The sequence below is a fragment of the Shouchella rhizosphaerae genome (assembly GCF_036700015.1).
Classification (GTDB): Bacteria; Bacillota; Bacilli; order Bacillales; family Bacillaceae_D; genus Shouchella; species Shouchella rhizosphaerae.
The window spans coordinates 1,885,065-1,907,642 of the sequence record NZ_CP144921.1 but is presented as its reverse complement, the minus strand read 5'-3'; the positions used below and the strand labels follow the sequence as shown (position 1 = coordinate 1,907,642).

The 22,578-nt window shown below is 46.2% G+C and carries 17 protein-coding genes and 3 rRNA genes; all 20 read right to left on the bottom strand.

Going from position 1 to position 22,578, the window contains the following annotated elements; translation table 11 throughout:
- Positions 1 to 6: 6 nt before the first annotated feature.
- The 20 genes from V5G21_RS09505 to dnaX all read right to left on the bottom strand — a co-directional run bounded on the left by V5G21_RS09505 (position 7) and on the right by dnaX (position 22,481).
- Positions 7 to 834: a PSP1 domain-containing protein gene (locus V5G21_RS09505; RefSeq protein WP_011244917.1), complete on the bottom strand. Its 828-nt coding sequence runs from the start codon at positions 832 to 834 to the stop codon at positions 7 to 9.
- A 3-nt stretch (positions 835 to 837) separates the two neighbouring features.
- Positions 838 to 1,827: a DNA polymerase III subunit delta' gene (holB, locus tag V5G21_RS09500; RefSeq protein ID WP_035202138.1), complete on the bottom strand. Its 990-nt coding sequence runs from the start codon at positions 1,825 to 1,827 to the stop codon at positions 838 to 840.
- Positions 1,828 to 1,842: 15 nt separating this feature from the next.
- Positions 1,843 to 2,172 (bottom strand): cyclic-di-AMP receptor, encoded by a 330-nt coding sequence (locus tag V5G21_RS09495; protein ID WP_011244915.1) that lies wholly within the window; start codon positions 2,170 to 2,172, stop codon positions 1,843 to 1,845.
- A 21-nt stretch (positions 2,173 to 2,193) separates the two neighbouring features.
- Complete coding sequence (tmk, locus tag V5G21_RS09490; protein WP_011244914.1) at positions 2,194 to 2,835, bottom strand: dTMP kinase; 642 nt, start codon at positions 2,833 to 2,835, stop codon at positions 2,194 to 2,196.
- 2 nt (positions 2,836 to 2,837) lie between these two features.
- A complete protein-coding gene (locus V5G21_RS09485) occupies positions 2,838 to 4,274 on the bottom strand; it encodes an aminotransferase class I/II-fold pyridoxal phosphate-dependent enzyme (RefSeq protein WP_095255492.1) in 1,437 nt (478 codons plus the stop codon).
- 155 nt (positions 4,275 to 4,429) lie between these two features.
- Positions 4,430 to 4,624 (bottom strand): sigma factor G inhibitor Gin, encoded by a 195-nt coding sequence (locus V5G21_RS09480; protein WP_035202132.1) that lies wholly within the window; start codon positions 4,622 to 4,624, stop codon positions 4,430 to 4,432.
- 104 nt (positions 4,625 to 4,728) lie between these two features.
- Positions 4,729 to 5,697: an HD domain-containing protein gene (locus V5G21_RS09475; protein ID WP_095238844.1), complete on the bottom strand. Its 969-nt coding sequence runs from the start codon at positions 5,695 to 5,697 to the stop codon at positions 4,729 to 4,731.
- A 335-nt stretch (positions 5,698 to 6,032) separates the two neighbouring features.
- Positions 6,033 to 7,529 (bottom strand): aldehyde dehydrogenase family protein, encoded by a 1,497-nt coding sequence (locus tag V5G21_RS09470; RefSeq protein ID WP_011244911.1) that lies wholly within the window; start codon positions 7,527 to 7,529, stop codon positions 6,033 to 6,035.
- 15 nt (positions 7,530 to 7,544) lie between these two features.
- Complete coding sequence (gene adhP / locus V5G21_RS09465; RefSeq protein WP_035202189.1) at positions 7,545 to 8,567, bottom strand: alcohol dehydrogenase AdhP; 1,023 nt, start codon at positions 8,565 to 8,567, stop codon at positions 7,545 to 7,547.
- 241 nt (positions 8,568 to 8,808) lie between these two features.
- Entirely contained in the window at positions 8,809 to 10,260 is a 1,452-nt protein-coding gene (locus tag V5G21_RS09460) for a sigma-54-dependent transcriptional regulator (RefSeq protein ID WP_011244909.1), read from the bottom strand.
- Positions 10,257 to 11,765 (bottom strand): sensor histidine kinase, encoded by a 1,509-nt coding sequence (locus tag V5G21_RS09455; protein WP_011244908.1) that lies wholly within the window; start codon positions 11,763 to 11,765, stop codon positions 10,257 to 10,259. The genes V5G21_RS09460 and V5G21_RS09455 overlap by 4 nt, the downstream gene beginning before the upstream one ends.
- 150 nt (positions 11,766 to 11,915) lie before the next feature.
- On the bottom strand, positions 11,916 to 13,061 hold the full coding sequence (locus tag V5G21_RS09450) for an iron-containing alcohol dehydrogenase (protein ID WP_035202121.1): 1,146 nt from the start codon (positions 13,059 to 13,061) through the stop codon (positions 11,916 to 11,918).
- Positions 13,062 to 13,650: 589 nt separating this feature from the next.
- Positions 13,651 to 13,766: ribosomal RNA gene (gene rrf / locus V5G21_RS09445) — 5S ribosomal RNA — on the bottom strand.
- Positions 13,767 to 14,041: 275 nt separating this feature from the next.
- Positions 14,042 to 16,978: ribosomal RNA gene (locus tag V5G21_RS09440) — 23S ribosomal RNA — on the bottom strand.
- A 457-nt stretch (positions 16,979 to 17,435) separates the two neighbouring features.
- Positions 17,436 to 18,984, bottom strand: a 16S ribosomal RNA gene (locus tag V5G21_RS09435).
- Together the 16S, 23S and 5S rRNA genes form the textbook arrangement of a ribosomal RNA operon.
- Before the next feature lie 304 nt (positions 18,985 to 19,288).
- The gene (locus tag V5G21_RS09430; RefSeq protein ID WP_011244905.1) at positions 19,289 to 19,552 is read right to left on the bottom strand and encodes a pro-sigmaK processing inhibitor BofA family protein; all 264 of its coding nucleotides are present in this window, start codon (positions 19,550 to 19,552) and stop codon (positions 19,289 to 19,291) included.
- A gap of 67 nt (positions 19,553 to 19,619) precedes the next feature.
- Positions 19,620 to 19,847 carry a YaaL family protein gene (locus tag V5G21_RS09425; protein ID WP_011244904.1) on the bottom strand — a complete coding sequence of 76 codons (228 nt, stop codon included), beginning with the start codon at positions 19,845 to 19,847 and terminating at the stop codon, positions 19,620 to 19,622.
- A 12-nt stretch (positions 19,848 to 19,859) separates the two neighbouring features.
- Positions 19,860 to 20,459, bottom strand: a complete 600-nt coding sequence (gene recR, locus V5G21_RS09420; RefSeq protein WP_011244903.1) for a recombination mediator RecR — start codon at positions 20,457 to 20,459, stop codon at positions 19,860 to 19,862.
- Between the two features lie 12 nt (positions 20,460 to 20,471).
- Positions 20,472 to 20,789 (bottom strand): YbaB/EbfC family nucleoid-associated protein, encoded by a 318-nt coding sequence (locus V5G21_RS09415; protein WP_011244902.1) that lies wholly within the window; start codon positions 20,787 to 20,789, stop codon positions 20,472 to 20,474.
- A 9-nt stretch (positions 20,790 to 20,798) separates the two neighbouring features.
- Positions 20,799 to 22,481: a DNA polymerase III subunit gamma/tau gene (dnaX, locus tag V5G21_RS09410; RefSeq protein WP_338465487.1), complete on the bottom strand. Its 1,683-nt coding sequence runs from the start codon at positions 22,479 to 22,481 to the stop codon at positions 20,799 to 20,801.
- Positions 22,482 to 22,578 lie beyond the last annotated feature (97 nt).

Below are 22,578 nucleotides of genomic sequence, written 5' to 3'. Positions count from 1 at the left end.
ACCTCGTTATTCAGTTGCTTCCGAAGCGACTGTCTCCTTTCTCATCAGTTCTTCAAAAGCATACTCCAGCGTTTGCTGTTCTTCTGCCAGTTGGACTTGAACGATTCGGTCAAGCAAATTTAGGCCAACCACTTTGCCTTTGCCATCAGGCGTAACAATCGGCTTGCCAATGTCAGGCATTTCTTTCTTAGCTTCCTCATATGTGTCATTTTCATACTTTAAACAACACATTAACCGGCCGCAAAGACCTGAAATTTTCGCTGGGTTTAACGATAAATTTTGGTCTTTTGCCATTTTAATCGAGACTGGCTCAAAGTCGCCTAAAAACGTTGAACAGCAAAGCATCCGACCACAAGGGCCAATGCCGCCAAGCATTTTTGCTTCGTCACGGACACCGATTTGCCGAAGCTCAATCCTTGTCCGAAAAATTGCTGCTAAGTCTTTAACGAGCTCGCGAAAATCAATTCGCCCATCAGCAGTAAAATAAAAGAGCACTTTGTTGCGGTCAAACGTGTATTCCACATCAACAAGCTTCATGTCTAGTTGATGTTCTACAATTTTCTCGTGACATGTTGCAAATGCGTCTTCAGCGGCCCGTTTGTTTTCTCTCACAGTTTCTTCGTCTTTGCTAGTCGCCACACGCATCACTGGCTTTAATGGCAAGACGATGTCCTCTTCATTAACAAACTTTGGAGGAACGACAATTTTCCCGTACTCAACGCCCCGGGACGTTTCAACAATAACAGCTTCTGCGCCTGTAAGCTGAAACGGGCCTGGAGAGAAGTAGTAAATTTTGCCCGCTTTTTTAAAACGGACACCTATGACCTCGTGCAAAACTTAGCCCTCCTGTATGGTGAAAAGCAGCCGTTCCATCACTAGTTGGATGGAAACGTTGGCGCTAAGATGCCTTTTCGCTTCAAGCACATGGCTCATCGCTGCGCGAATGGTGTGCTGTGATGTAGAAAGCGCCAGCTCATCAAATTTGCTTTTGTTGTCAGCATAGACAAGCTTATCCTGCTTTCCAGCCTGTATATATAAAAGGTCTCTTAACCAAAGTAACATCATTTCAAGCCCCATTTCTTGTTGCAACCGCTCCTTCATAAGCGGAATCCACTTATCAGCAAGTGTGATTGCAGCAAGGTCTGGCCTTGTAAAAAGCTCATGCATCAATTGTAACACTACGGTTCTTGCTTGAAAAGACCAGTCTCCCTCGGCTAGTGCCTTCGCGTAAGCTTTGTTTCCTGTTAAAGCAGCCAAAAACAATGCCTGATTTTCTTCGATTCCCTCGGCAACAAGTTTGCTTGCTATTTGCGTTTGCGAAGGCGGCAAAAACCGCATTTGTTGGGCGCGGGAGCGAATTGTCGGCAAAATGCTTGCGCCGTTTTCCGTCAAAAGGATCGCCAATGTTTGGCCTTGTGGCTCTTCCAGAAACTTCAATAAACTATTTGCAGCGCTTGCGGTCATTTTATCCACGTGGGAGACGATATACACTTTTGCAGCAGACTCCATGCCCCTGTACGTAAATTCTTTTTGTAAGTATTCGATCTGTTCTTTTTTAATCGATTGTCCGTCCGGTGCGACTTGGTGGACATCAGGGTGGTTGCCATGTTCAATCCGCAAACAGTCACTGCATGCATGGCACGGCTCTGCCCCGTTGTGTTCCTTGCAGAAAAAACGTTTCGCCATCAACAAAGCCACTTCATGTTTGCCGCTTCCGGCTTCCCCTTCGAACAAGTAGGCGTGGGCCAAGCGGTTTTTTTGAATGCTCGCAACAAGCATAGGCACAACCTGCGGCTGTGCCTCTTGCCAGTCTTTCCATGTATCCACGTGTCTCACCTGCTCTTAAAATTGTTCAAATTGGTCTACAGGAAGAACAAAGACGGTAGCGCCCCCGACTTGTACTTCAACAGGGTAAGGAACATAGGAATCGGCATTTCCGCCCATTGGCGAAATCGGCGCTACCACCTGTTCGCGGCTACGGCAATTTTTTTGGATAATCTCCATAACATCTTCTACTTTATCGTCATCAACGCCGATCAGAAACGTGGTGTTTCCTGCCTTAAGGAATCCACCTGTGCTAGAAAGTTTCGTTGCGCGAAAATCGGCTTTTACAAGCCCGTCAGACAAACGTGTGCTGTCTTTATCTTGAACTACCGCAATAATAAGTTTCATCTATCGCACCCCACTTTTTGTTTAGTCTTTAGTAGACAAAAGCATTCGGTTGATTTCTTCCATTGTATCATGAAACACTTCTGCAAAAGAACGGTTGGCATCAATGGCCTTTATTCGCTCCGGTTCAGCCTTTAGCAGTTTTTTGTAACCTTCCTGGACACGCTTATGAAAGGTTAGCGTCTCTTGGTCCAAGCGATTCCAACTGCGGACAGCGTCCTTTTGCACCCTTTCCAGCCCGATTTCCGGCTCGACATCAAAATATAACGTTAAGTCTGGCATATACGTCTCGATCGCAAAGCCATTAATAGCTCTAACTTCTTCCATTCCTATTCCTCTTGCATGGCCTTGGTACACAAGGCTTGAATCTATATAACGATCACATAAGACAAGGGCTCCCTCCGCAAGAGCGGGAACAATTTTTTTGATCAAATGCTCTCTTCTTGCGGCAGCGTAAAGCAATGCTTCCGTGCGGTTATCCATTTCAACGCCTTGCGTATGCAACAATAGATCGCGAATTTGTTCAGCCAGCTCCACGCCGCCTGGTTCTCTTGTGCGGATCACCTCGTAGCCTTGAGTGGCAAGTTGCTCTTGCACAAGATTGATGATCGTCGTTTTACCGGCGCCTTCTCCGCCTTCAACTGTAATAAACAGCCCTTTTTTCATGTCTAATCCTCCGGCATTTGTACACGTAATCCATGTTTTGGGTCCAGCCCTTGAAAGCGGACGCTTGCTTCAAGCAGTTGCTCAATCTGCTTAACATGGGCAGGGGCCACCTGTTCTCCTCGATACAATAGAGGAACTCCAGGGGGGTACGGGACAAGTGGCTCAGCTGCAACTCTGCCAACTGCTTCACTCAGCGGAACCGTTTCTGAGCTGAAGTTGGGCCGTTTCATGTCTATCAATTCGGAAATGAGCGGCCCTGCTCCTGCCTGGAACAGGCCTTTTTTCCTCTGCTTTTCGGGCTGCCAACAACGTGTCGAAAGCCGCGAATGGAACAGGCTAGCATCGAAGTCCTGTCCAACCCCTAGTACGAGAAGGATAGCGTTTGGATCAGCCATCTCCGCCCAAATCCCTGCCTTTGCCAACTCTTGAAGCAGCCATGTACCAGAACGTGAATCATTTGCTTTTATTGTAACCTTTAACGGGTCATTTTGGTAGCACTCGCCTGCATTTTCGACAACTTCCAGCATAGGATGGCTGCCTATCGCCTCTTGCAAACGTTGGCTGGCGCGGCATGCTTTAGCAAATGCTGCTTCCCCTTCGCTTTCGATATAGGCACGTGCCCCATCTAATGAAGCAAGAAGCAAGTACGACGGACTGCTTGACTGCACCATCGTTAACGCTCGTTTGACTGGCTCCCTAATAGCCGCAGTCGTCTCTTTTGCAAAATGCAGCCAAGCCCCCATTGTTAAAGCAGGCAGCATTTTATGGGCTGATTGCACGACAACATCCGCTCCCATGTCAAGTGCTTGTTTAGGACAGCGCCCTTCACCTTCTCCTAGTTTAAAATGCGCTCCATGTGCTTCGTCGACAAGCACGAGCAAACCTGCCTCCTTTGCCTGAGCAAAAATAGCTGCTTGATTGCGAACCGTGCCCCAATAATCGGGATAAGTAGCAACAAGTGCTTTTGCACCAGGGTATCGCCTGAGCGCTTCTTCAAAAACATTAGCAGTCAACCCTAGCGGCCGCCCTGTCTTTTTATCATATTCAGGGGCAAGAAAAACGGCTTTTGCTCTTGCCAACTCAAGCGCATGCAAAACCGACTTGTGGCAATTCCGTTGCACAAAAACAACGTCGCCTTCTTTGCATAATCCGTAAATCATTGCCAAATTTCCACTAGTAGAACCGCCAACCAAGTAACTTGTTTCGCCTGCACCGTAAAAGGCTGCACAAAGCGCTTGCGATTCCGCAATTGGGCCTGTGGGGTCATGAAGGTCATCCAACCCTTCTAGCTCCGTAACATCATAGGCAAGCACATGCTGAAAAGGCGCCAAGCTTTCAGGCCAGACAGCGCCATTTTTATGCCCTGGCACATGAAAAGACAAAGGCTGTTTGTCGCTATGTCGTTGCAGTGCAGCTATAATTGGTGTTCGTGCTTTCATTTAAATTCCCCTTCTATGCCTCGATATTTCTTTTATATTTGCTGCATATCACTATTTTTCAAACCTGTTCGCTAACATAAAGGAATAAAAAAAGCCAGTTACGGCTAACATCAACTGGCCTTCTCACCATTCTATTATAGCGAATGGCGCATTTTTCAATTCCACAATCGTTTTAACGCATCTACGCATGTTTGATAAGCGTCTTCGCCAGGTTCCAATCGCATGATCTCTTGCTCACAGTCTTGGCACAAAAATAACGATCCTAATGACAAACCCGCTTCTTTCATAGATTGGCAGACGCCACAGCTACGCTTTCCTTTAATATAAACGGTTTTCGTTGTTGTTGCCACCTTTATGCCACCTCCACTATAAGTGTCGCCATAAAGAGTGCCTTTATACATATAGACGTTTATCCATCTTATGAAAAACAACTCGAATTGGTGTTTGGCCAATGTTAAACATGATCTGCGACAACCGAAAAATCGATGACTTCATAAGTTTTGACGAACGCCTGCAATTTTGTGGAAAGATCCTCCTGAATCGTATCGAAATAAGGCTTGCCGTTAACCAAAGGCGCTTTGGCATATAATTTTCTTACGCTGATCGGGATGCCTGATCCGCTCGCCCCTTCACGCACAAGAAGTTTATGGGGTTCTTCAAGCAACGTACGTATCCACATTCTTGCCCGTACCGATGGCGATGTTTTTAAGACGGACAGGACGTCCCAATCCGTTAGTTCAGCAAACACATCGCGGTCATCGCCGACTTCCGCCCAGTCACAAAGAATCGCTTCGGCAAGAACTGCATCAGCTGCAAGCAACGTTGGCGCGCACATCCATTCATGGGCACGGACAACTAATTCCATCAACTGTAATGCGGTTTCTTCGCCACATGCCACTCCTGATTCCGTACACTCCATCTGTTTAACCAGTTCCCACGGGTGGACACGATTCGTGCCAGCCATGTACGTATCCCTTAAAAAGCTGTCCAAGTGGTCCAACCCCATTACCGTATGTGTGCCTGTTAGTGGCCCAGGATGATCGAGATAGGCCATAACTTTATCCAAATCGATATTTGCTTCTAATAACACAGCGGTAATAAGGGGCGAGTGAATGCGCTTCGCCGTCAACTCATGATGATCAAAACCAAGGGCTTTTTCGACACTATGGGAAAACGGCAAATGCCCAATATCATGCAGTATCGATGCAACTCGCAATTCGTTATTATCTGGTTGAAAATGGGCTGCTAATTTCCAAACGCCGACCGTATGTTCAAAACGTGAATGCACAACTGGAGAAACCAATGAACCTGCTCCGTAATGGGACAACAACTTTAACCGTCTTACAGCTTTTAATTGGAATAATTTTTCTTCATGAGGCAATCGGGCTATTTCTGGGTAAAGCGGTTCGGCAAATTCCTTCATTTTGCGCCTCCCTTTTTCTACGTATTTTTATTATACCATTCATTGTTTGCCTATATGGGAATAGCGACTTCTAGTACCATGGTGGACCTTGTTATTTTAACTCGGGCAGTACGAACCGTCTGTCGATCGGGCAAAAAATCGAGAAGCCCGCTGCTTTCCATTAGACTATGCCTCTTCTTTACCGTTTGGTGAATAAAAAATGGTTATAAACATACGAACGCAAATAAACAGCAAAAAACCGGCGTAATAGCCGGGTCCCGTGGCATGTATGATGGTCGCAAAAATAAAAAGAAGGAGAAAAGCGTAGATGATCGCTTCTCTCCCGAATTTACGGTTTAATCCATATTGACCCAGACACTTTTTACTTCCGTATAATTGTCTAATGCATAGCTTCCCATTTCTCGGCCAATCCCCGATTGTTTGTAACCGCCAAACGGGCTGGCTGCATCAAATACATTATAGCAATTCACCCAAATGGTCCCCGCTTTGATTCGGTGGGCAATGTAGTGGGCTTTTTTAATGTCTTGTGTCCAAACACCAGCAGCTAGCCCATAATCCGAATCGTTCGCTTTACCAATTAGGTCATCGACGCTTTCAAACGGCATCGCGGCCACAACCGGTCCAAAAATTTCCTCCTTTGCAATCGTCATGGAATGATCTACGTCAGCAAAAATAGTTGGGGAGACAAAATACCCTTGGTCATATGGAATGGTCCCGCCGGCTAATAGCTCTGCCCCCTCCTCAACGCCACGATCGATATAATTTTTCACGCGCTTTTGTTGCTGAGTCGAAATCAAAGGCCCCATTGTCGTGTGTTCTAACAGCCCATCCCCTTGATTAATTTTCTTTGTTAACGACACTAGGTCAGCAACGACATGATCGTATTGTTTCTTTTGGACATACAATCGACTCCCTGCGCAGCACACCTGGCCTTGGTTGAACATAATTCCCATAAGTGATCCAGGAACGGCCTTCGAAAGATCAGCATCAGGTAAAATGATATTTGGAGACTTGCCACCGAGTTCCAGTGTCACCCTCTTCAAAGATTCACTCGCTTGTTTCATAATTAATTTTCCAACATTTGTAGAGCCTGTAAAAGCGACTTTATCGACAGCTGGGTGATTGACAATTGCTGTTCCTGCCGAATGTCCAAATCCAGGAACAATGTTGACAACCCCTTTTGGAAATCCCGCTTCATTGATCAATTCCCCTAAATACAAGGCAGACAGCGGGGTCTGCTCGGCTGGTTTTAATACAACCGTACAACCTGTAGCAAGGGCGGCACCAAGTTTCCACGCGGCCATCAATAATGGGAAATTCCAAGGAATGATTTGACCAACGACACCAATTGCTTCATGGCGCGTATAATTGAAATAATTCCCTTGCACTGGGATCGTTTGTCCTACTATTTTTGTTGCCCATCCGGCAAAATAACGAAAATGTTCAATCGCTAATGGAACATCCGCATTGGCCGTCTCGCGAATCGGCTTGCCATTATCTAAAGTCTCTAGCTGAGCGAGCTCTTCTTTATGCTCCTCTATTAAATCAGCTAGTTTGTAGATAAGACGACTTCTTTCTGCCGCGCTCATTTTTGACCAAGGCCCTTCATCAAACGCCTTCCGTGCAGCTTTGACCGCAGAATCGATATCCTCTTGTCCTGCTTCTGCCACAATGGCCAACGTGTCACCAGTTGCTGGATTCATCGTCTCAAACGTTTGGCCAGATACGGCATCAACCCATTCTCCATTGATCAATAGTTTCTTTGATCCGCCGTTTAAAAACGACACTAACCTAGTCTTTAAGCTGTTTTCGCCTGTTGGCACTTGTGACATTGTTTTCCCTCCCAGTTAAGCGGTTTCATCAATTGTTAACACAACACGACCGTTAATTTTTCCATTCTCCATTCTTTCAAACACTTCGTTAATTTTATCGAGCGGCTGTGTTTCGATGTTGGTTCGCACTTTCCCTTGTGCTGCAAATTCAATCGATTCTTGCAAGTCTTTGCGCGTCCCTACGATTGAGCCTTTCACGGTTACACCGTTTAGCACCGTATCGAAAATCGGAATGGGCAATTCATCGTTTGGAAGGCCCACAACGACTAATGTCCCTCCTCTTTTAACAGATCCGTAAGCTTGCTCAAATGCTTTTTTTGTGACTGCCACGCTAATAGCTGCTTGAACTCCGCCCACTTTTTCTTTTATTTCTTGAACAGGGTCTACCTGAAGTCCATTGACTGTTAAATCAGCTCCAAGACGTTTTGCTAATTCAAGTTTGTCCTCCATAATATCGACAGCGACGACGTTATAGCCCATTGCTTTTGCGTACTGCAAAGCAACGTGACCCAATCCACCGATTCCATAAATGGCAACCCAGTCACCGGCTTTGGCATCGGCTACTTTTAATGCTTTGTAAGTCGTCACCCCTGCGCAAAAAATCGGGGACACTTCAGCAAAATCAAGATTCTCAGGTATTTTCACTATATAATTGGCAGGCGCCTTACAATACTCTGCATATCCCCCATCCACTGAATAACCTGCATTTAATTGGTCAGGGCATAACGTCTCACGGCCTGTTAAACAATACTCACACTCTCCACATGCAGAGTAAAGCCACGGAATGCCGACCCGATCTCCTACCTTTATCGAAGTGACCCCTTCTCCTATTTCCTCTACAATACCTACTCCCTCATGACCAGGAATAAGAGGAAGCTTTGGCTTTACTGGCCAATCTCCATGAGCGGCATGCAAGTCTGTATGACAAACACCGCAAGCCTTAATTTTGACAAGCACCTCTCCATACTCCACGGTAGGTACCGGAACTTCCTTAATCTCTAATTGTTGATTGAACTGATTAACGACCGCCGCTTTCATCATTCTTCGTTCGCTTGTTTTACTCATGTAAAAACACTCCCCTCATTTTGGTTACCTTTATAAAAGCAAGAACCATGCCAATATAAAAGCGCTTTCTTTTTCAGCAAGTCTCTTCTCTTTGGGCCAAAAAATCGGCTATTTTTAGCCAACTTGACGGACAAAACATGACAATTTTCCGTTAAACCGACTCAAACGGGACTAGCCAAAAAAAGAACCCCTTAAAAAAAGAGTTCTTTGGCTGCTATTCCGTATTTCGTTTTTCATTTAAAAGATATCGAAGCTTTCTCATCGAAATTTGTAGCCGTTTCGCCGCCTCTTTTCGGTTTCCATGGGTGGTTTCTAACGTTTGTAGAACAAGAGCTTTGCCGAGTTGTGACTCCAACTGTTTAAGCTGGGCAAGAACTTCTTCCAAATTTATCACTTCTTTTTTCGAGTAAAAGCTTAAAGCGTCATCCCGCCATTTTTCGATAAAGTTGTCCATCCCCGTCCCCGGCGTTTCGGTATGATCATTAGCTGTTCGCTTCTTTAAAGTGACAGAACGTTGCTTTGCAAAAGGTAGATGATCCGCAGTGATGTTCACATGACCTGAATCGGCAAACGTGACGATCCTTGTAATGTAGTTTGATAATTCTCGAATGTTGCCAGGCCACTCGTAGCTTTGCAACATTTCTAAAGCCCCATCTGAAAAAGAAACTTCCATACTAGGATATCGTTTTAAAAAGTGTTCAATTAATAAGGGAATATCCTCTTTTCTGTCCCTAAGCGGCGGAATTTCTAAATGAACCACGTTTAATCGATAAAATAAATCTTCTCTAAATTTTTTCTGTTGAACGGCTTCTTGAAGGTCTTCGTTCGTTGCAGCAAGCAAGCGGGCGTTTGTGTGTAGCGGTTGCTCTCCACCTACACGCATAAACTCGCGGGTTTCGAGGACACGCAAAAGTTTCACTTGAATCGAAGTGGATGCTTCCGCTATTTCATCCAGAAACAACGTTCCTTTGCTGGCAATTTCAAAAAGACCTTTTCGTTTTTGTGTAGCTCCCGTAAACGCACCTTTTTCGTGCCCAAAAAGTTCACTCTCCAATAAAGACTCAGACAGTGCGCCACAGTTCACTCCAATAAATGATTCATAGCACCGTTGACTCGCTTGGTGTATAAACCGTGCGAACACTTCCTTTCCCGTCCCTGTTTCTCCCCCGATTAACACATTCACATGTTTCCCAGCTACTTTATAAGCCGTTTGAATCACCTGTCTCATGGCCTCATTATGTCCCACAATCAGGCCAACATTTGTCGCCAGATCGAGAATCCGCTGCTCATTAGACGTCCCGTTGGCAACGAGCAAGTCGTCCACTTGTTTTTCTAACAAATCAATATCATCAAAAGGCTTTTCTATGTAATCACTCGCTCCTAGCTTCATTGCCTCGACAGCTGTTTTGATTGTACTGTACCCTGTCATAATGATGACTTTACAGTGTGGTTGTCTCCTTTTAACATGCTTAAGTAATGCAAGTCCATTCGCATCAGGTAACTTTAGATCAATCATTGCCCCTTGGAACTGATGGTGGTCAAAATCAATCGCATCGAATTCCTTCTTACTGTTTACAACACGTACCTTGTACCCTTTTGATGTGAACAAGTGGGAAAGAAAGTTGCCTACCTCCACTTCGTCGTCAATAATTAATATGCTTGTCATATCGTTCCTCCAACCTTATCGCTAGCTGTTGGCAACTTTAATATAAACGTACTTCCTTTATTCCATTTGCTGTGAACTTCAATCGTTCCCCCATGCGATTTGGCAATACCAATACTTACAGACAGCCCTAGCCCCGTTCCTTCTTTTGACGATTTAGTTGTATGAAAAGGGTGAAAAATTTCTGAGAGGCGTTCTTCTTCAATTCCGATTCCGTTGTCAGTAACCGATAAATGGACTTCATGGAATTGAAACGACGTCTTGATGAGTATTTCCTTCTTTTCCCTCAATGTTTCTTCTAATGCAGCCTTAGCATTTAATAATAAGTTGATAATGATTTGTTCAATCTGCGCTTGGTTCCCTTCAATGAAAGGGATGTCTTTTTGTAATTCTGTTTTGATTATTACTTTTTCTTTTTCCAACTGATACTTTAACAGGTTTAATGTTTCATTCACAGCCTCGTTGATGGAACAAGACTCAAACACAAAATCGTCCTGCCTCGAAAAAGTAAGCAAGCTATTAATAATTCGTTTGCAACGATCGCCACAATTTTTTATGTCGGTTAAAAGTGGAAACAACGAATCATGATTGTTCATATTTCTAAGGATAAGCTGTGAATTCCCTAAAATGGCCGTTAACGGGCTGTTCAATTCATGTGCCACTCCTGCTGCCATTTCACCGATAGCCGCTAGCTTGCCAGAATGGATGAGCTGTACTTCCATTTTTCGCTTTTCCGTCACATCTTTGATATAAGCAATCACCCCATACATCACCTGTTCGTTATTGAGAAGGGGGTACGTAGAAAGCTCACAAATGGTTTGATTGCGGAGATGGATTTCCTTATGGCCTGCTTTTTCGGAGTAGAACGTTTCCTTAACAAGTGGCTCACAGTGGGCAACCAAAGCAGAAATATGGGTTAATTCGTGGTTCTGAAGAAACTCATGAACCGCATCATTAAATTGAACCACGTTTCCTTCTTGACCGAAAACAACGATCATATCATCTACTGCTTTAAACGTATCTTCCCACTCTTGTTTCGATCGTAAAACTTGACCATATAATTCGACATTTTCGATACTAACGGCTAAATGATCTGTTAATTGCTCTAAAAACGCTAGGTCGTCAGAGCTCCAGTCTATTTCTTGTTTCCGACCGATACTCAATACGCCAATCCGTTTGTTTTTACTGTAAATGGGTATGACTAAAATGGATTTAAGCTCAAGTACAGCTAAATATGGTTTCTCGTAAAAAGCGTGATTCGTATCCGTTAAACTTTGGAGAACCGTTTGCCTTTTGTCTAATGCTGACCAATAGAGGGACTGGGCCTTTGGAATGGTTGAGCCAATTTCTAACGAATAGTGATCTTCAGGATAAACATGACTTAATCTTAACGTTTCATTTGTTAACATCAAAAAGCTCAGTCGATCAAAGTGAACAAGCAATTTTAGTTTATCAATCATATTAATTAAAATATCATCTAGTGACATATCGACCTTAATGCTTTTCATTACTTCATTTATGATCTCTAATTGAATGTTTTTTTTTTCAGCTGTTCAACTGTTTTCTTTAATTCTGTGTAGTATGTTTTTTTGGATGAATCAACACCTGTTAAACGAGCAATCATCGCTTGTTTATTATCCAACATTAGAAGTCACCACCTATAAAACATGATTTAATACTTGTTTCACTTGCTCAATATCCATGTCACGGGGATTCGTAATCATACACGCATCTTCTAACGCCACTTGGCTTATATGATCAATCATTTCTGTTAACCCGACTTGTTTAAACTTGGTTGGAATCCCAATATCAGAGGATAGTTCTTTAACGGATTGGATCGCAGCATTGCCTGCTTCACGATCGGTCAATCCTCTTGTATCGATCCCTAAGCATGTCGCTATGTCTGAAAATCGTTTAGGTGCTGCGATAAAATTAAAATCCATCACATAGGGCAAAAGAATCGCATTGATCTCTCCATGCGGCAAAGGAAACTTCCCCCCTATTGCATGTGAGATCGCATGTGCCGCCCCTAGGATTGCATTTGAGAAAGCAAGCCCTGCCTGTAAACTAGCCATTGCCATCGCTTCCTTCGCTTCTTTATTTGTTTTCGAGGCAACAGAGGGGCGCAAATATTGAGCACACAAGGTGAGGGCATTTTTCGCTTGGACATCTGTAAGCGGAGTAGCCGCCACACTGACATAGGCTTCAACCGCATGCGTCAATACATCCATCCCCGTTGTAGCAGTGAGGCTGCTGTCTTTCGTGACGAGTGTAAAAGGGTCAATAATGGCGATATCAGGCACCAATGTTTTCGATATGATCGTCATTTTCTTTTTTCGAGTCGAATCCACAATGATGGAAAACTGCGACACCTCAGAGCCAGATCCTGCCGTTGTCATAATCATAATCATCGGGGGAAGGGGTTTTTTAATTTTATCAATCCCTTCATAATCACTAATCGCCCCTCCGTTCGTTGCGAGTATGGCAATCGCTTTCGCTACATCTAACACACTTCCTCCACCAATCCCAATAATCGCGTCACACTCATGTTGAACAAACACTCGGCACCCTTGCTCAACTTCGCGATCTTTCGGGTCTATCGTCACGTCGATAAACGTGGCAAAGGGCAAATGAGACTCTTTGCAAAGATCCATTACTTTTTCTAGCCAGCCGGCATTAGCTACACCATTATCACTAACAATCAATACTTTTCTCGCCCCAAGCCGCACGCAAGCATCCCCCGCTTGCCTTATCGCGTCACTCCCAAAAATAATCTCTGGTGTTACGAATTTATTGATATTCATCCCAATCTCCTTATGGAAGTTCTTATGGAAGTTGATTCTTATAAATTTATAGATGCTGTTCTTAAATTCCTGCTTGTTATTTTTCAAATGCCTAAGGCTGTTTAATTATGTTCCCCTAAAGGGACTATACTCCAATTAACATAACATTAAAAATATTAATGGATGGCGTTATCAAGTTGCAAGAAGTTATTAAAGATACTTATTTAAATTTGAGATCGAGTAAATACAATGCTAATGCTGGTCGACTACTTTTCTAAAGCAGCACTCTTTTGCTTCCTGCCCATAACAAAAAAAGACACCTATTCAGGTGTCTTCTGTTGCCCGGCAACGTCCTGGCTCCGGGATCTTTTCCTACGGGGAAGTGGGGCATGAAGCTTTTTCAAGATGTTTTTCATGTTGTTTTACGAAAATGATCCCTACGTCTCGCAGGAGGGCATGAGGCTTTTCCAGTGAAGCCTATTCACGTAGTTTTTTATATGAGCTTATCTCCATATACTCCTAATAAGCATTTAACTCTGCTTCTTCGAAGCAGCACTCTTTTGCTTGCTGCCCATAACAAAAAAGACACCTTTTCAGGTGTCTTGCTGTTGCCCGGCAACGTCCTACTCTCGCGGGAGGAAGCCTCCAACTACCATCGGCGCAAAAGAGCTTAACGGCCGTGTTCGGCATGGGAACGGGTGTGACCTCTTTGCCATTGTCACCGGACTCTACTTCAGATAAGCTTCGGATTTCTTCGTAGTTCTTTTTTGACTTCAGATAAGCAGCGAATCTCTTCGTCTCGTTCGTGATTCTTCTTCAGTCACGTACGCTTGTACGCTCCTTCAGTCGAACACTTCCGATCCTCGACCTTCTTGCTTCTCTTTGTCAATCGCTTTGCTTCAGATGCGGCGAATCGCTTCGTCTGCACTGAAAGGTATGGAAAGAATCAGTGATTCTTTCAAAACTAAATCCGAAATAGACTCAATTGTCAAGAATGTATATAGGATAAGCCCTCGACCGATTAGTATCAGTCCGCTCCACGTGTCGCCACGCTTCCACTTCTGACCTATCAACCTCATCATCTCTAAGGGGTCTTACTGGCTTACGCCATGGGAAATCTCATCTTGAGGGGGGCTTCATGCTTAGATGCTTTCAGCACTTATCCCGTCCATACGTAGCTACCCAGCGATGCTCCTGGCGGAACAACTGGTACACCAGCGGTATGTCCATCCCGGTCCTCTCGTACTAAGGACAGCTCCTCTCAAATTTCCTACGCCCGCGACGGATAGGGACCGAACTGTCTCACGACGTTCTGAACCCAGCTCGCGTGCCGCTTTAATGGGCGAACAGCCCAACCCTTGGGACCTACTTCAGCCCCAGGATGCGACGAGCCGACATCGAGGTGCCAAACCTCCCCGTCGATGTGGACTCTTGGGGGAGATAAGCCTGTTATCCCCAGGGTAGCTTTTATCCGTTGAGCGACGGCCCTTCCATACGGCACCGCCGGATCACTAAGCCCGACTTTCGTCCCTGCTCGACTTGTAGGTCTCGCAGTCAAGCTCCCTTCTGCCTTTGCACTCTACGAATGATTTCCAACCATTCTGAGGGAACCTTTGGGCGCCTCCGTTACTGTTTAGGAGGCGACCGCCCCAGTCAAACTGCCCACCTGACAATGTCCCTGGCCCGGATCACGGGTCGAGGTTAGAATGCCAGCACCATCAGGGTAGTATCCCACCGACGCCTCCACCGAAGCTAGCGCTCCGGTTTCCAAGGCTCCTACCTATCCTGTACAGATGATACCAACACTCACTATCAAGCTACAGTAAAGCTCCATGGGGTCTTTCCGTCCTGTCGCGGGTAACCTGCATCTTCACAGGTACTATAATTTCACCGGGTCTCTCGTTGAGACAGTATCCAAGTCGTTGCACCATTCGTGCGGGTCGGAACTTACCCGACAAGGAATTTCGCTACCTTAGGACCGTTATAGTTACGGCCGCCGTTTACTGGGGCTTCAATTCAGAGCTTCTCACCATTTGGGATGACCCTTCCTCTTAACCTTCCAGCACCGGGCAGGTGTCAGCCCCTATACTTCGCCTTACGGCTTCGCAGAGACCTGTGTTTTTGCTAAACAGTCGCTTGGATCCTTTCACTGCGGCTCTCTCGGGCGATTAACCCTACTAGAGCACCCCTTCTCCCGAAGTTACGGGGTCATTTTGCCGAGTTCCTTAACGAGAGTTCTCCCGAGCGTCTTAGAATTCTCTTCTCGCCTACCTGTGTCGGTTTGCGGTACGGGCACCTGTATTCTCACTAGAGGCTTTTCTCGGCAGCGGAGGATCAGGGATTTCGGACCCGAAGGTCCTTCACGGTCACAGCTCAGCCTTATGGAACACGGATTTGCCTATGTTCCAGCCTCGCATGCTTCGACGCGCACAGCCAGCGGCGCGCTCACCCTACCTTTCTGCGTCCCCCCATCGTTCAAACGAATACGAGGTGGTACAGGAATATCAACCTGTTGTCCATCGCCTACGCCTTTCGGCCTCGGCTTAGGTCCCGACTAACCCTGAGCGGACGAGCCTTCCTCAGGAAACCTTGGGCTTTCGACGGATAGGATTCTCACCTATCTTTTCGCTACTCATACCGGCATTCTCACTTCCAAGCACTCCACTAGTCCTCACGATCTAGCTTCGCTGTCCTTGGAACGCTCCCCTACCCAATCCCTTACGGGATTGCCATAGCTTCGGTGATACGTTTAGCCCCGGTACATTTTCGGCGCAGAGTCACTCGACCAGTGAGCTATTACGCACTCTTTCAATGATGGCTGCTTCTAAGCCAACATCCTGGTTGTCTGGGCAACTCCACATCCTTTTCCACTTAACGTATACTTGGGGACCTTAGCTGATGGTCTGGGCTGTTTCCCTCTTGACTACGGATCTTAGCACTCGCAGTCTGACTCCCGAGTTAAAGTCATTGGCATTCGGAGTTTGACTGAATTCGGTAATCCTGTGGGGACCCCTCGTCCAATCAGTGCTCTACCTCCAAGACTCATCACTCGAGGCTAGCCCTAAAGCTATTTCGGGGAGAACCAGCTATTTCCGAGTTCGATTGGCATTTCACCCCTACCCACACCTCATCCCCGCAATTTTCAACTTGCGTGGGTTCGGGCCTCCAGTCGGTGTTACCCGACCTTCACCCTGGACATGGGTAGATCACCCGGTTTCGGGTCTACGGCATCGTACTAAAGCGCCCTATTCAGACTCGCTTTCGCTGCGGCTCCGCTTCATCAGCTTAACCTTGCACGATACCGTAACTCGCCGGTTCATTCTACAAAAGGCACGCCATCACCCGTTAACGGGCTCTGACTAGTTGTAGGCACACGGTTTCAGGATCTCTTTCACTCCCCTTCCGGGGTACTTTTCACCTTTCCCTCACGGTACTGGTTCACTATCGGTCACTAGGGAGTATTTAGCCTTGGGAGATGGTCCTCCCGGATTCCGACGGGGTTTCACGTGTCCCGCCGTACTCAGGATCCACTCTGGAGGAAACGAAGTTTCAGCTACAGGGCTGTTACCTTCTTCGGCCTGCCTTTCCAGACAGTTCACCTACTCCGTTTCTTGATCACTCCGTTATTGAGTGTCCTACAACCCCAAGAGGCAAGCCTCTTGGTTTGGGCTGTTTCCGTTTCGCTCGCCGCTACTCAGGAAATCGCATTTGCTTTCTCTTCCTCCGGGTACTTAGATGTTTCAGTTCCCCGGGTCTGCCTCTCGACATCCTATGTGTTCAGATGTCAGTACCATCCCATTACGGATGGTGGGTTCCCCCATTCGGAAATCTCCGGATCGAAGCTTACTTACAGCTCCCCGAAGCCTATCGCGGTTCGTCGCGTCCTTCATCGGCTCCTAGTGCCAAGGCATTCACCGTGCGCCCTTTCTAACTTATCCTTTTTTGCTTCAGATCAGCGGCGGATCTCTTCGTCTGGTTCATGTTTCTCAGTCGGTCACGTACCTTTGTACGCTCCCTCCTTCGAACATTTCCCATCCTCGATCTACTCGGTTCTCTTCGCAAAAATTAAAAAATACATAAAAAGGTATGCATTGAATTCTTGACGTCTCGTTCAAACAGTTATACAACCGATGAACAAAGATCAATTTGAGTTATTTCTGGATTTAGTTTTCAAAGAACCTGAGAGTTTTGAGTCCTCTCAAAACTGAACAAGGCTACTGATTTCAATTACATCATGTAACACTTCTCAGTTTATGCTTCGTGCTGCCTTGCGACGAGTAACCGCAGGAGCAAAAGCATTCAATCGAGAGTTTTGAGTCCTCTCAAAACTGAACAAATAGCCTAAGCGCTATATGACCAGAAGGTCATACATCGACTAGAGTAAAAACTCCATAGAAAGGAGGTGATCCAGCCGCACCTTCCGATACGGCTACCTTGTTACGACTTCACCCCAATCATTTGTCCCACCTTAGGCGGCTGGCTCCAAAAGGTTGCCTCACCGACTTCGGGTGTTACAAACTCTCGTGGTGTGACGGGCGGTGTGTACAAGACCCGGGAACGTATTCACCGCGGCATGCTGATCCGCGATTACTAGCAATTCCGGCTTCATGCAGGCGAGTTGCAGCCTGCAATCCGAACTGAGAATGGCTTTATGGGATTGGCTTCACCTCGCGGTTTCGCTGCCCTTTGTACCATCCATTGTAGCACGTGTGTAGCCCAGGTCATAAGGGGCATGATGATTTGACGTCATCCCCACCTTCCTCCGGTTTGTCACCGGCAGTCACCTTAGAGTGCCCAACTCAATGCTGGCAACTAAGATCAAGGGTTGCGCTCGTTGCGGGACTTAACCCAACATCTCACGACACGAGCTGACGACAACCATGCACCACCTGTCACTTTGCCCCCGAAGGGGAAGCCCAATCTCTTGGGTGGTCAAAGGATGTCAAGACCTGGTAAGGTTCTTCGCGTTGCTTCGAATTAAACCACATGCTCCACTGCTTGTGCGGGTCCCCGTCAATTCCTTTGAGTTTCAGCCTTGCGGCCGTACTCCCCAGGCGGAGTGCTTAATGTGTTAACTTCGGCACTACGGGCATCGAAACCCCTAACACCTAGCACTCATCGTTTACGGCGTGGACTACCAGGGTATCTAATCCTGTTTGCTCCCCACGCTTTCGCGCCTCAGCGTCAGTTACAGACCAGAGAGTCGCCTTCGCCACTGGTGTTCCTCCACATCTCTACGCATTTCACCGCTACACGTGGAATTCCACTCTCCTCTTCTGCACTCAAGCTCCCCAGTTTCCAATGGCCGCTCGGGGTTGAGCCCCGAGATTTCACATCAGACTTAAGAAGCCGCCTGCGCGCGCTTTACGCCCAATAATTCCGGACAACGCTTGCCACCTACGTATTACCGCGGCTGCTGGCACGTAGTTAGCCGTGGCTTTCTGGTGAGGTACCGTCAAGGTACCGCCCTATTCGAACGGTACCGCTTCTTCCCTCACAACAGAGCTTTACGACCCGAAGGCCTTCCTCACTCACGCGGCGTTGCTCCGTCAGACTTTCGTCCATTGCGGAAGATTCCCTACTGCTGCCTCCCGTAGGAGTCTGGGCCGTGTCTCAGTCCCAGTGTGGCCGATCACCCTCTCAGGTCGGCTACGCATCGTCGCCTTGGTAAGCCGTTACCTTACCAACTAGCTAATGCGCCGCGGGCCCATCCCCTAGTGATAGCCGAAGCCATCTTTCACCCTCTCTCCAGGTGGAGAAAGGGATTATCCGGTATTAGCTCCGGTTTCCCGGAGTTATCCCAGTCTAAGGGGCAGGTTGCCCACGTGTTACTCACCCGTCCGCCGCTAACGTCCGGGAGCAAGCTCCCTTCTGTCCGCTCGACTTGCATGTATTAGGCACGCCGCCAGCGTTCGTCCTGAGCCAGGATCAAACTCTCCGTTAAAAAGTTTGACTTGCTCATTGCACAACCGAAGTTGTGGCTCACTATGATTGACGAGATACCTTGTATCTCTTTTACGCTTGGCTTTTGTTCAGTTTTCAAAGGACTCGTTTGTCGCCGTTCTCTCTTGGCGACTCAATTAATATATCATGTTTCCGCCAATAAAGTCAATATCTTTTTCAAAAAAACTTTAAAACTACTGTTCTTTTGTGGCGCAAGAAGTAATATAACATGGATTAAATGAGGAATGCAATAAGAAATAACAAAAAAACCGCTGGAAAAAGATAGAATCATTTTTTCCGCGGTTTCAAAGAATGAGTTGTTGCACAGCTACAAGCAAAAGCATCCCTGGCAAACCAAGTAGCGCGACAGTCGTTGCTGTAATGGCATTAATAGGAATAAACAAACCCGTTGCAGTTGCAAATGAGTTTAGCAAGAACAACAACAGTGTGGCGATAATCAACCGGACGCCGATTTGTCCAGCTACTCGCAATGGCTTTACTGGCGCTCCTATAATCAAGAGCAAAACGACAATACCACCTAATATGGACAATATAAGCCAAGATTCCATCCTATCACCTCAAAGAGAGCTCGTCTTGCTTTACTGTATGATCGACACAACAAAAAAAGACCCTAAATCAGGATCCTTTTTGTTTGCGTCTATGGCGGACTCGCGCTTCCCGTAGAAGGAGGGAATAAAGCGCCTCGGCTCGTTTCACTTGATTCACTAATTCTTCAGAAGGGTCTACACTATGCGCTAACAGCTTCTTTTGATAATCGATCGATTCTTTTTGGCGTTCCAACATTTCGTACAACATTGCTTCTTCTTCTTTACGAAGAACGCCTTTTTTTCGAAAACCTAACATCAAGATGCCACCTTACAATTCGCGTCTACCTTCAATTGCTTTAGAAAGCGTTACTTCATCAGCATATTCCAAATCGCCACCGACAGGCAAACCATGGGCTAGGCGCGTCACTTTAATGCCAGTAGGTTTAATTAAGCGTGAAATATACATCGCCGTTGCCTCTCCTTCAATGGTTGGATTGGTGGCAACAATGACTTCTTTTACGCTCTCGTCATCCTGCAAACGTTTGATCAGTTCCGCGATTTTAATATCTTCTGGCCCGATTCCATCCATCGGCGAAATCGCCCCGTGTAAAACATGGTAAAGCCCGGTGTATTCCCGCATTTTCTCCATTGCAATTAAATCTCGTGATTCTTGGACAACACAAATCGTTGTACGGTCTCTATGCTTATCTTCACAAATTTGGCATGGATCCGTATCTGTGATGTTATGGCATTGAGAGCAGTAAGTTAAATCCCGTTTTGCATGGACAAGGGCTTTCGCAAACTCAAGCACATCGTCTTCCTTCATATCAAGGACATGAAAGGCAAGGCGGCTTGCTGTTTTTGGCCCAATTCCCGGGAGCCTCGTGAACCCTTCTATTAATTTTGCAATCGGTCTCGGGTATTGCAATCTCTTAGCCCCCTAGAACATTCCTGGCATGTTCAGTCCTTTAGTGAATTTCCCAAGGTCTTGTTCAACCAATTCGTCGACTTTCTTCAGCGCTTCATTTGTTGCGGCAATAATAAGATCTTGTAGCATTTCAACATCATCAGGGTCAACGACATCTTCAGAAATGTTCACTTCCAAAATCCGTTTGTCCCCGGAAGCAATAACAGTCACCATTCCGCCGCCGACAGTTGCTTCAACAGTTTTTTCTTTTAACTCCTCTTGTGCTTTCATCATTTGTTTTTGCATTTTTTGCATTTGCTTCATCATATTACCCATGTTCTTCATTTCCATCCATCTCCTTTAGGAATCAATGATTTCAATCAAATCTTCGCCAACTAGCTTAACTGCCTCATCAATCAACGGATCAGCTTCTTGCGGATGATCAGTTTGTTTGTCTTTCATATATTCAGCCTTTATTTGCTGCCATTGTTGGTTCAGCAATGTCACAAAATCATGGCGATTGCCAAATGTTTGCTTTAGCACTTGGCAAAGAACGCCTCGAAACTTTGTATCCATCATATCACGATGCATTTCATTTTGAAACGCTAACAGTACCTTCGTGTCCGAAGCGGCAACGGGTTTAGAGTCGCTTAGCCATGCATGGGCAGGCACACTCTCCCCTTTTATTTTCTCCATAATCGCGCCCCACTGGCTTACCGTCTCTTGCAAATCGGCTTTATTGGCGTTTTCTAATAGTTCACGCGCAGCGGCAGGAGTCGCCTTTCCTTGCTGTGGCGCCCTTGGCTGCATACGCCGCCGTTCCTTTTGGGCAGGCGCCGGCTCGCTTTTATCAAATGTGTTTCCCTGTTTGACTGAGGCAAGCTCCTCTTCAAGGCGCTTCACTTTTTCTTGCAGTGCGCGCATTTCTTCATTGCCCACTTGCGCCGTGTCTTGAGCAGGTGCAAGCTGCATCAATTTCATCACAGCCATTTCAAGCACGATCTTTGGCTGGAGCGCCCATTTCATTTCTTGTTGGCTTTCCGAAAGGCTCTGAATAGCAGCATAAATAAACGGCCTGCTATAAGATTCGGCCACTTGAACAAATGCATAATCAAGCACAGCTCTTTCAAACAAATCGGCTGTTTCAGGCGCTGTTTTATACAACAACAAGTCTCGATAGTATAACAGCAAGTCTTCCAAAAGCCTTTTCGGGTCTTTTCCGCCTTTAAGCGTTTCGTCAATGGTTTCCAGAACGAGGCGCGCATTTTGTTTTTCCAACGCTGCTGCCAATTGATGCAGCGCTTCTCGGGAAACAGCGCCGGTAATTGTTAAAACATCTTCGGTAGAGACTTTTTCATCTGAAAAGGAAATGGCTTGATCAAGCAAACTAAGGGCATCACGGGCCCCTCCATCAGCTGCTCGGGCAATCAGCTCAATCGCCTCTTCTTCATAAGGCTGTTGGTTGTTGTCAAGTATGAACTTCATTCGATTGATTAGCGCTTCATTTGAGATTGGTTTAAAATCAAAGCGTTGGCACCGCGAAAGAATCGTTAACGGAATTTTATGGGGCTCCGTCGTTGCCAAAATAAAAATCACATGAGCTGGCGGTTCTTCTAATGTTTTTAAAAGGGCATTAAAAGCCCCTGTTGAAAGCATATGGACTTCATCTATAATATACACTTTATAGGCAACTTCGCTCGGCGCAAATTTCACTTTGTCGCGTATATCACGTATTTCATCTACGCCATTATTGGAAGCCGCGTCAATTTCAATCACATCGACAACCGAGCCATTCGTAATTCCTACACAGGCATCGCACTCATTACAAGGTTCTGCCACTGGAGCTTGTTTGCAGTTGATCGCTTTGGCGACAATTTTCGCTGCACTCGTTTTCCCTGTCCCCCGTGGGCCTGAAAACAAGTAGGCGTGCGCAAGCTTCTGTTGCAAAAGTGCGTTTTTAAGTGTTTTTGTAATATGTGATTGCCCAACAACATCTTCCAGTAACTGTGGGCGCCACACACGGTAAAGGGCTTGATAGCTCATCGGCTCCCCCCTTCTTCTTCATTCGGTATCATTATTATAGCCTTTTCTATTTCTGGTTTAAAGAGCGCTCCACAAAAACTTGTTTTGCCCGTATCCT

Excerpts from the sequence above, each read along its gene's own strand:
- V5G21_RS09495 (WP_011244915.1), bottom strand. The coding sequence starts at position 2,172 with ATGAAACTTATTATTGCGGTAGTTCAAGATAAAGACAGCACACGTTTG.
- tmk (WP_011244914.1), bottom strand. The coding sequence starts at position 2,835 with ATGAAAAAAGGGCTGTTTATTACAGTTGAAGGCGGAGAAGGCGCCGGT.
- V5G21_RS09485 (WP_095255492.1), bottom strand. The coding sequence starts at position 4,274 with ATGAAAGCACGAACACCAATTATAGCTGCACTGCAACGACATAGCGAC.
- V5G21_RS09475 (WP_095238844.1), bottom strand. The coding sequence starts at position 5,697 with ATGAAGGAATTTGCCGAACCGCTTTACCCAGAAATAGCCCGATTGCCT.
- V5G21_RS09470 (WP_011244911.1), bottom strand. The coding sequence starts at position 7,529 with ATGTCACAAGTGCCAACAGGCGAAAACAGCTTAAAGACTAGGTTAGTG.
- adhP (WP_035202189.1), bottom strand. The coding sequence starts at position 8,567 with ATGAAAGCGGCGGTCGTTAATCAGTTCAATCAACAATTAGAGATTAAG.
- V5G21_RS09460 (WP_011244909.1), bottom strand. The coding sequence starts at position 10,260 with ATGACAAGCATATTAATTATTGACGACGAAGTGGAGGTAGGCAACTTT.
- V5G21_RS09455 (WP_011244908.1), bottom strand. The coding sequence starts at position 11,765 with ATGAAAAGCATTAAGGTCGATATGTCACTAGATGATATTTTAATTAAT.
- V5G21_RS09450 (WP_035202121.1), bottom strand. The coding sequence starts at position 13,061 with ATGAATATCAATAAATTCGTAACACCAGAGATTATTTTTGGGAGTGAC.
- V5G21_RS09430 (WP_011244905.1), bottom strand. The coding sequence starts at position 19,552 with ATGGAATCTTGGCTTATATTGTCCATATTAGGTGGTATTGTCGTTTTG.
- V5G21_RS09425 (WP_011244904.1), bottom strand. The coding sequence starts at position 19,847 with ATGTTAGGTTTTCGAAAAAAAGGCGTTCTTCGTAAAGAAGAAGAAGCA.
- V5G21_RS09415 (WP_011244902.1), bottom strand. The coding sequence starts at position 20,789 with ATGGAAATGAAGAACATGGGTAATATGATGAAGCAAATGCAAAAAATG.
- dnaX (WP_338465487.1), bottom strand. The coding sequence starts at position 22,481 with ATGAGCTATCAAGCCCTTTACCGTGTGTGGCGCCCACAGTTACTGGAA.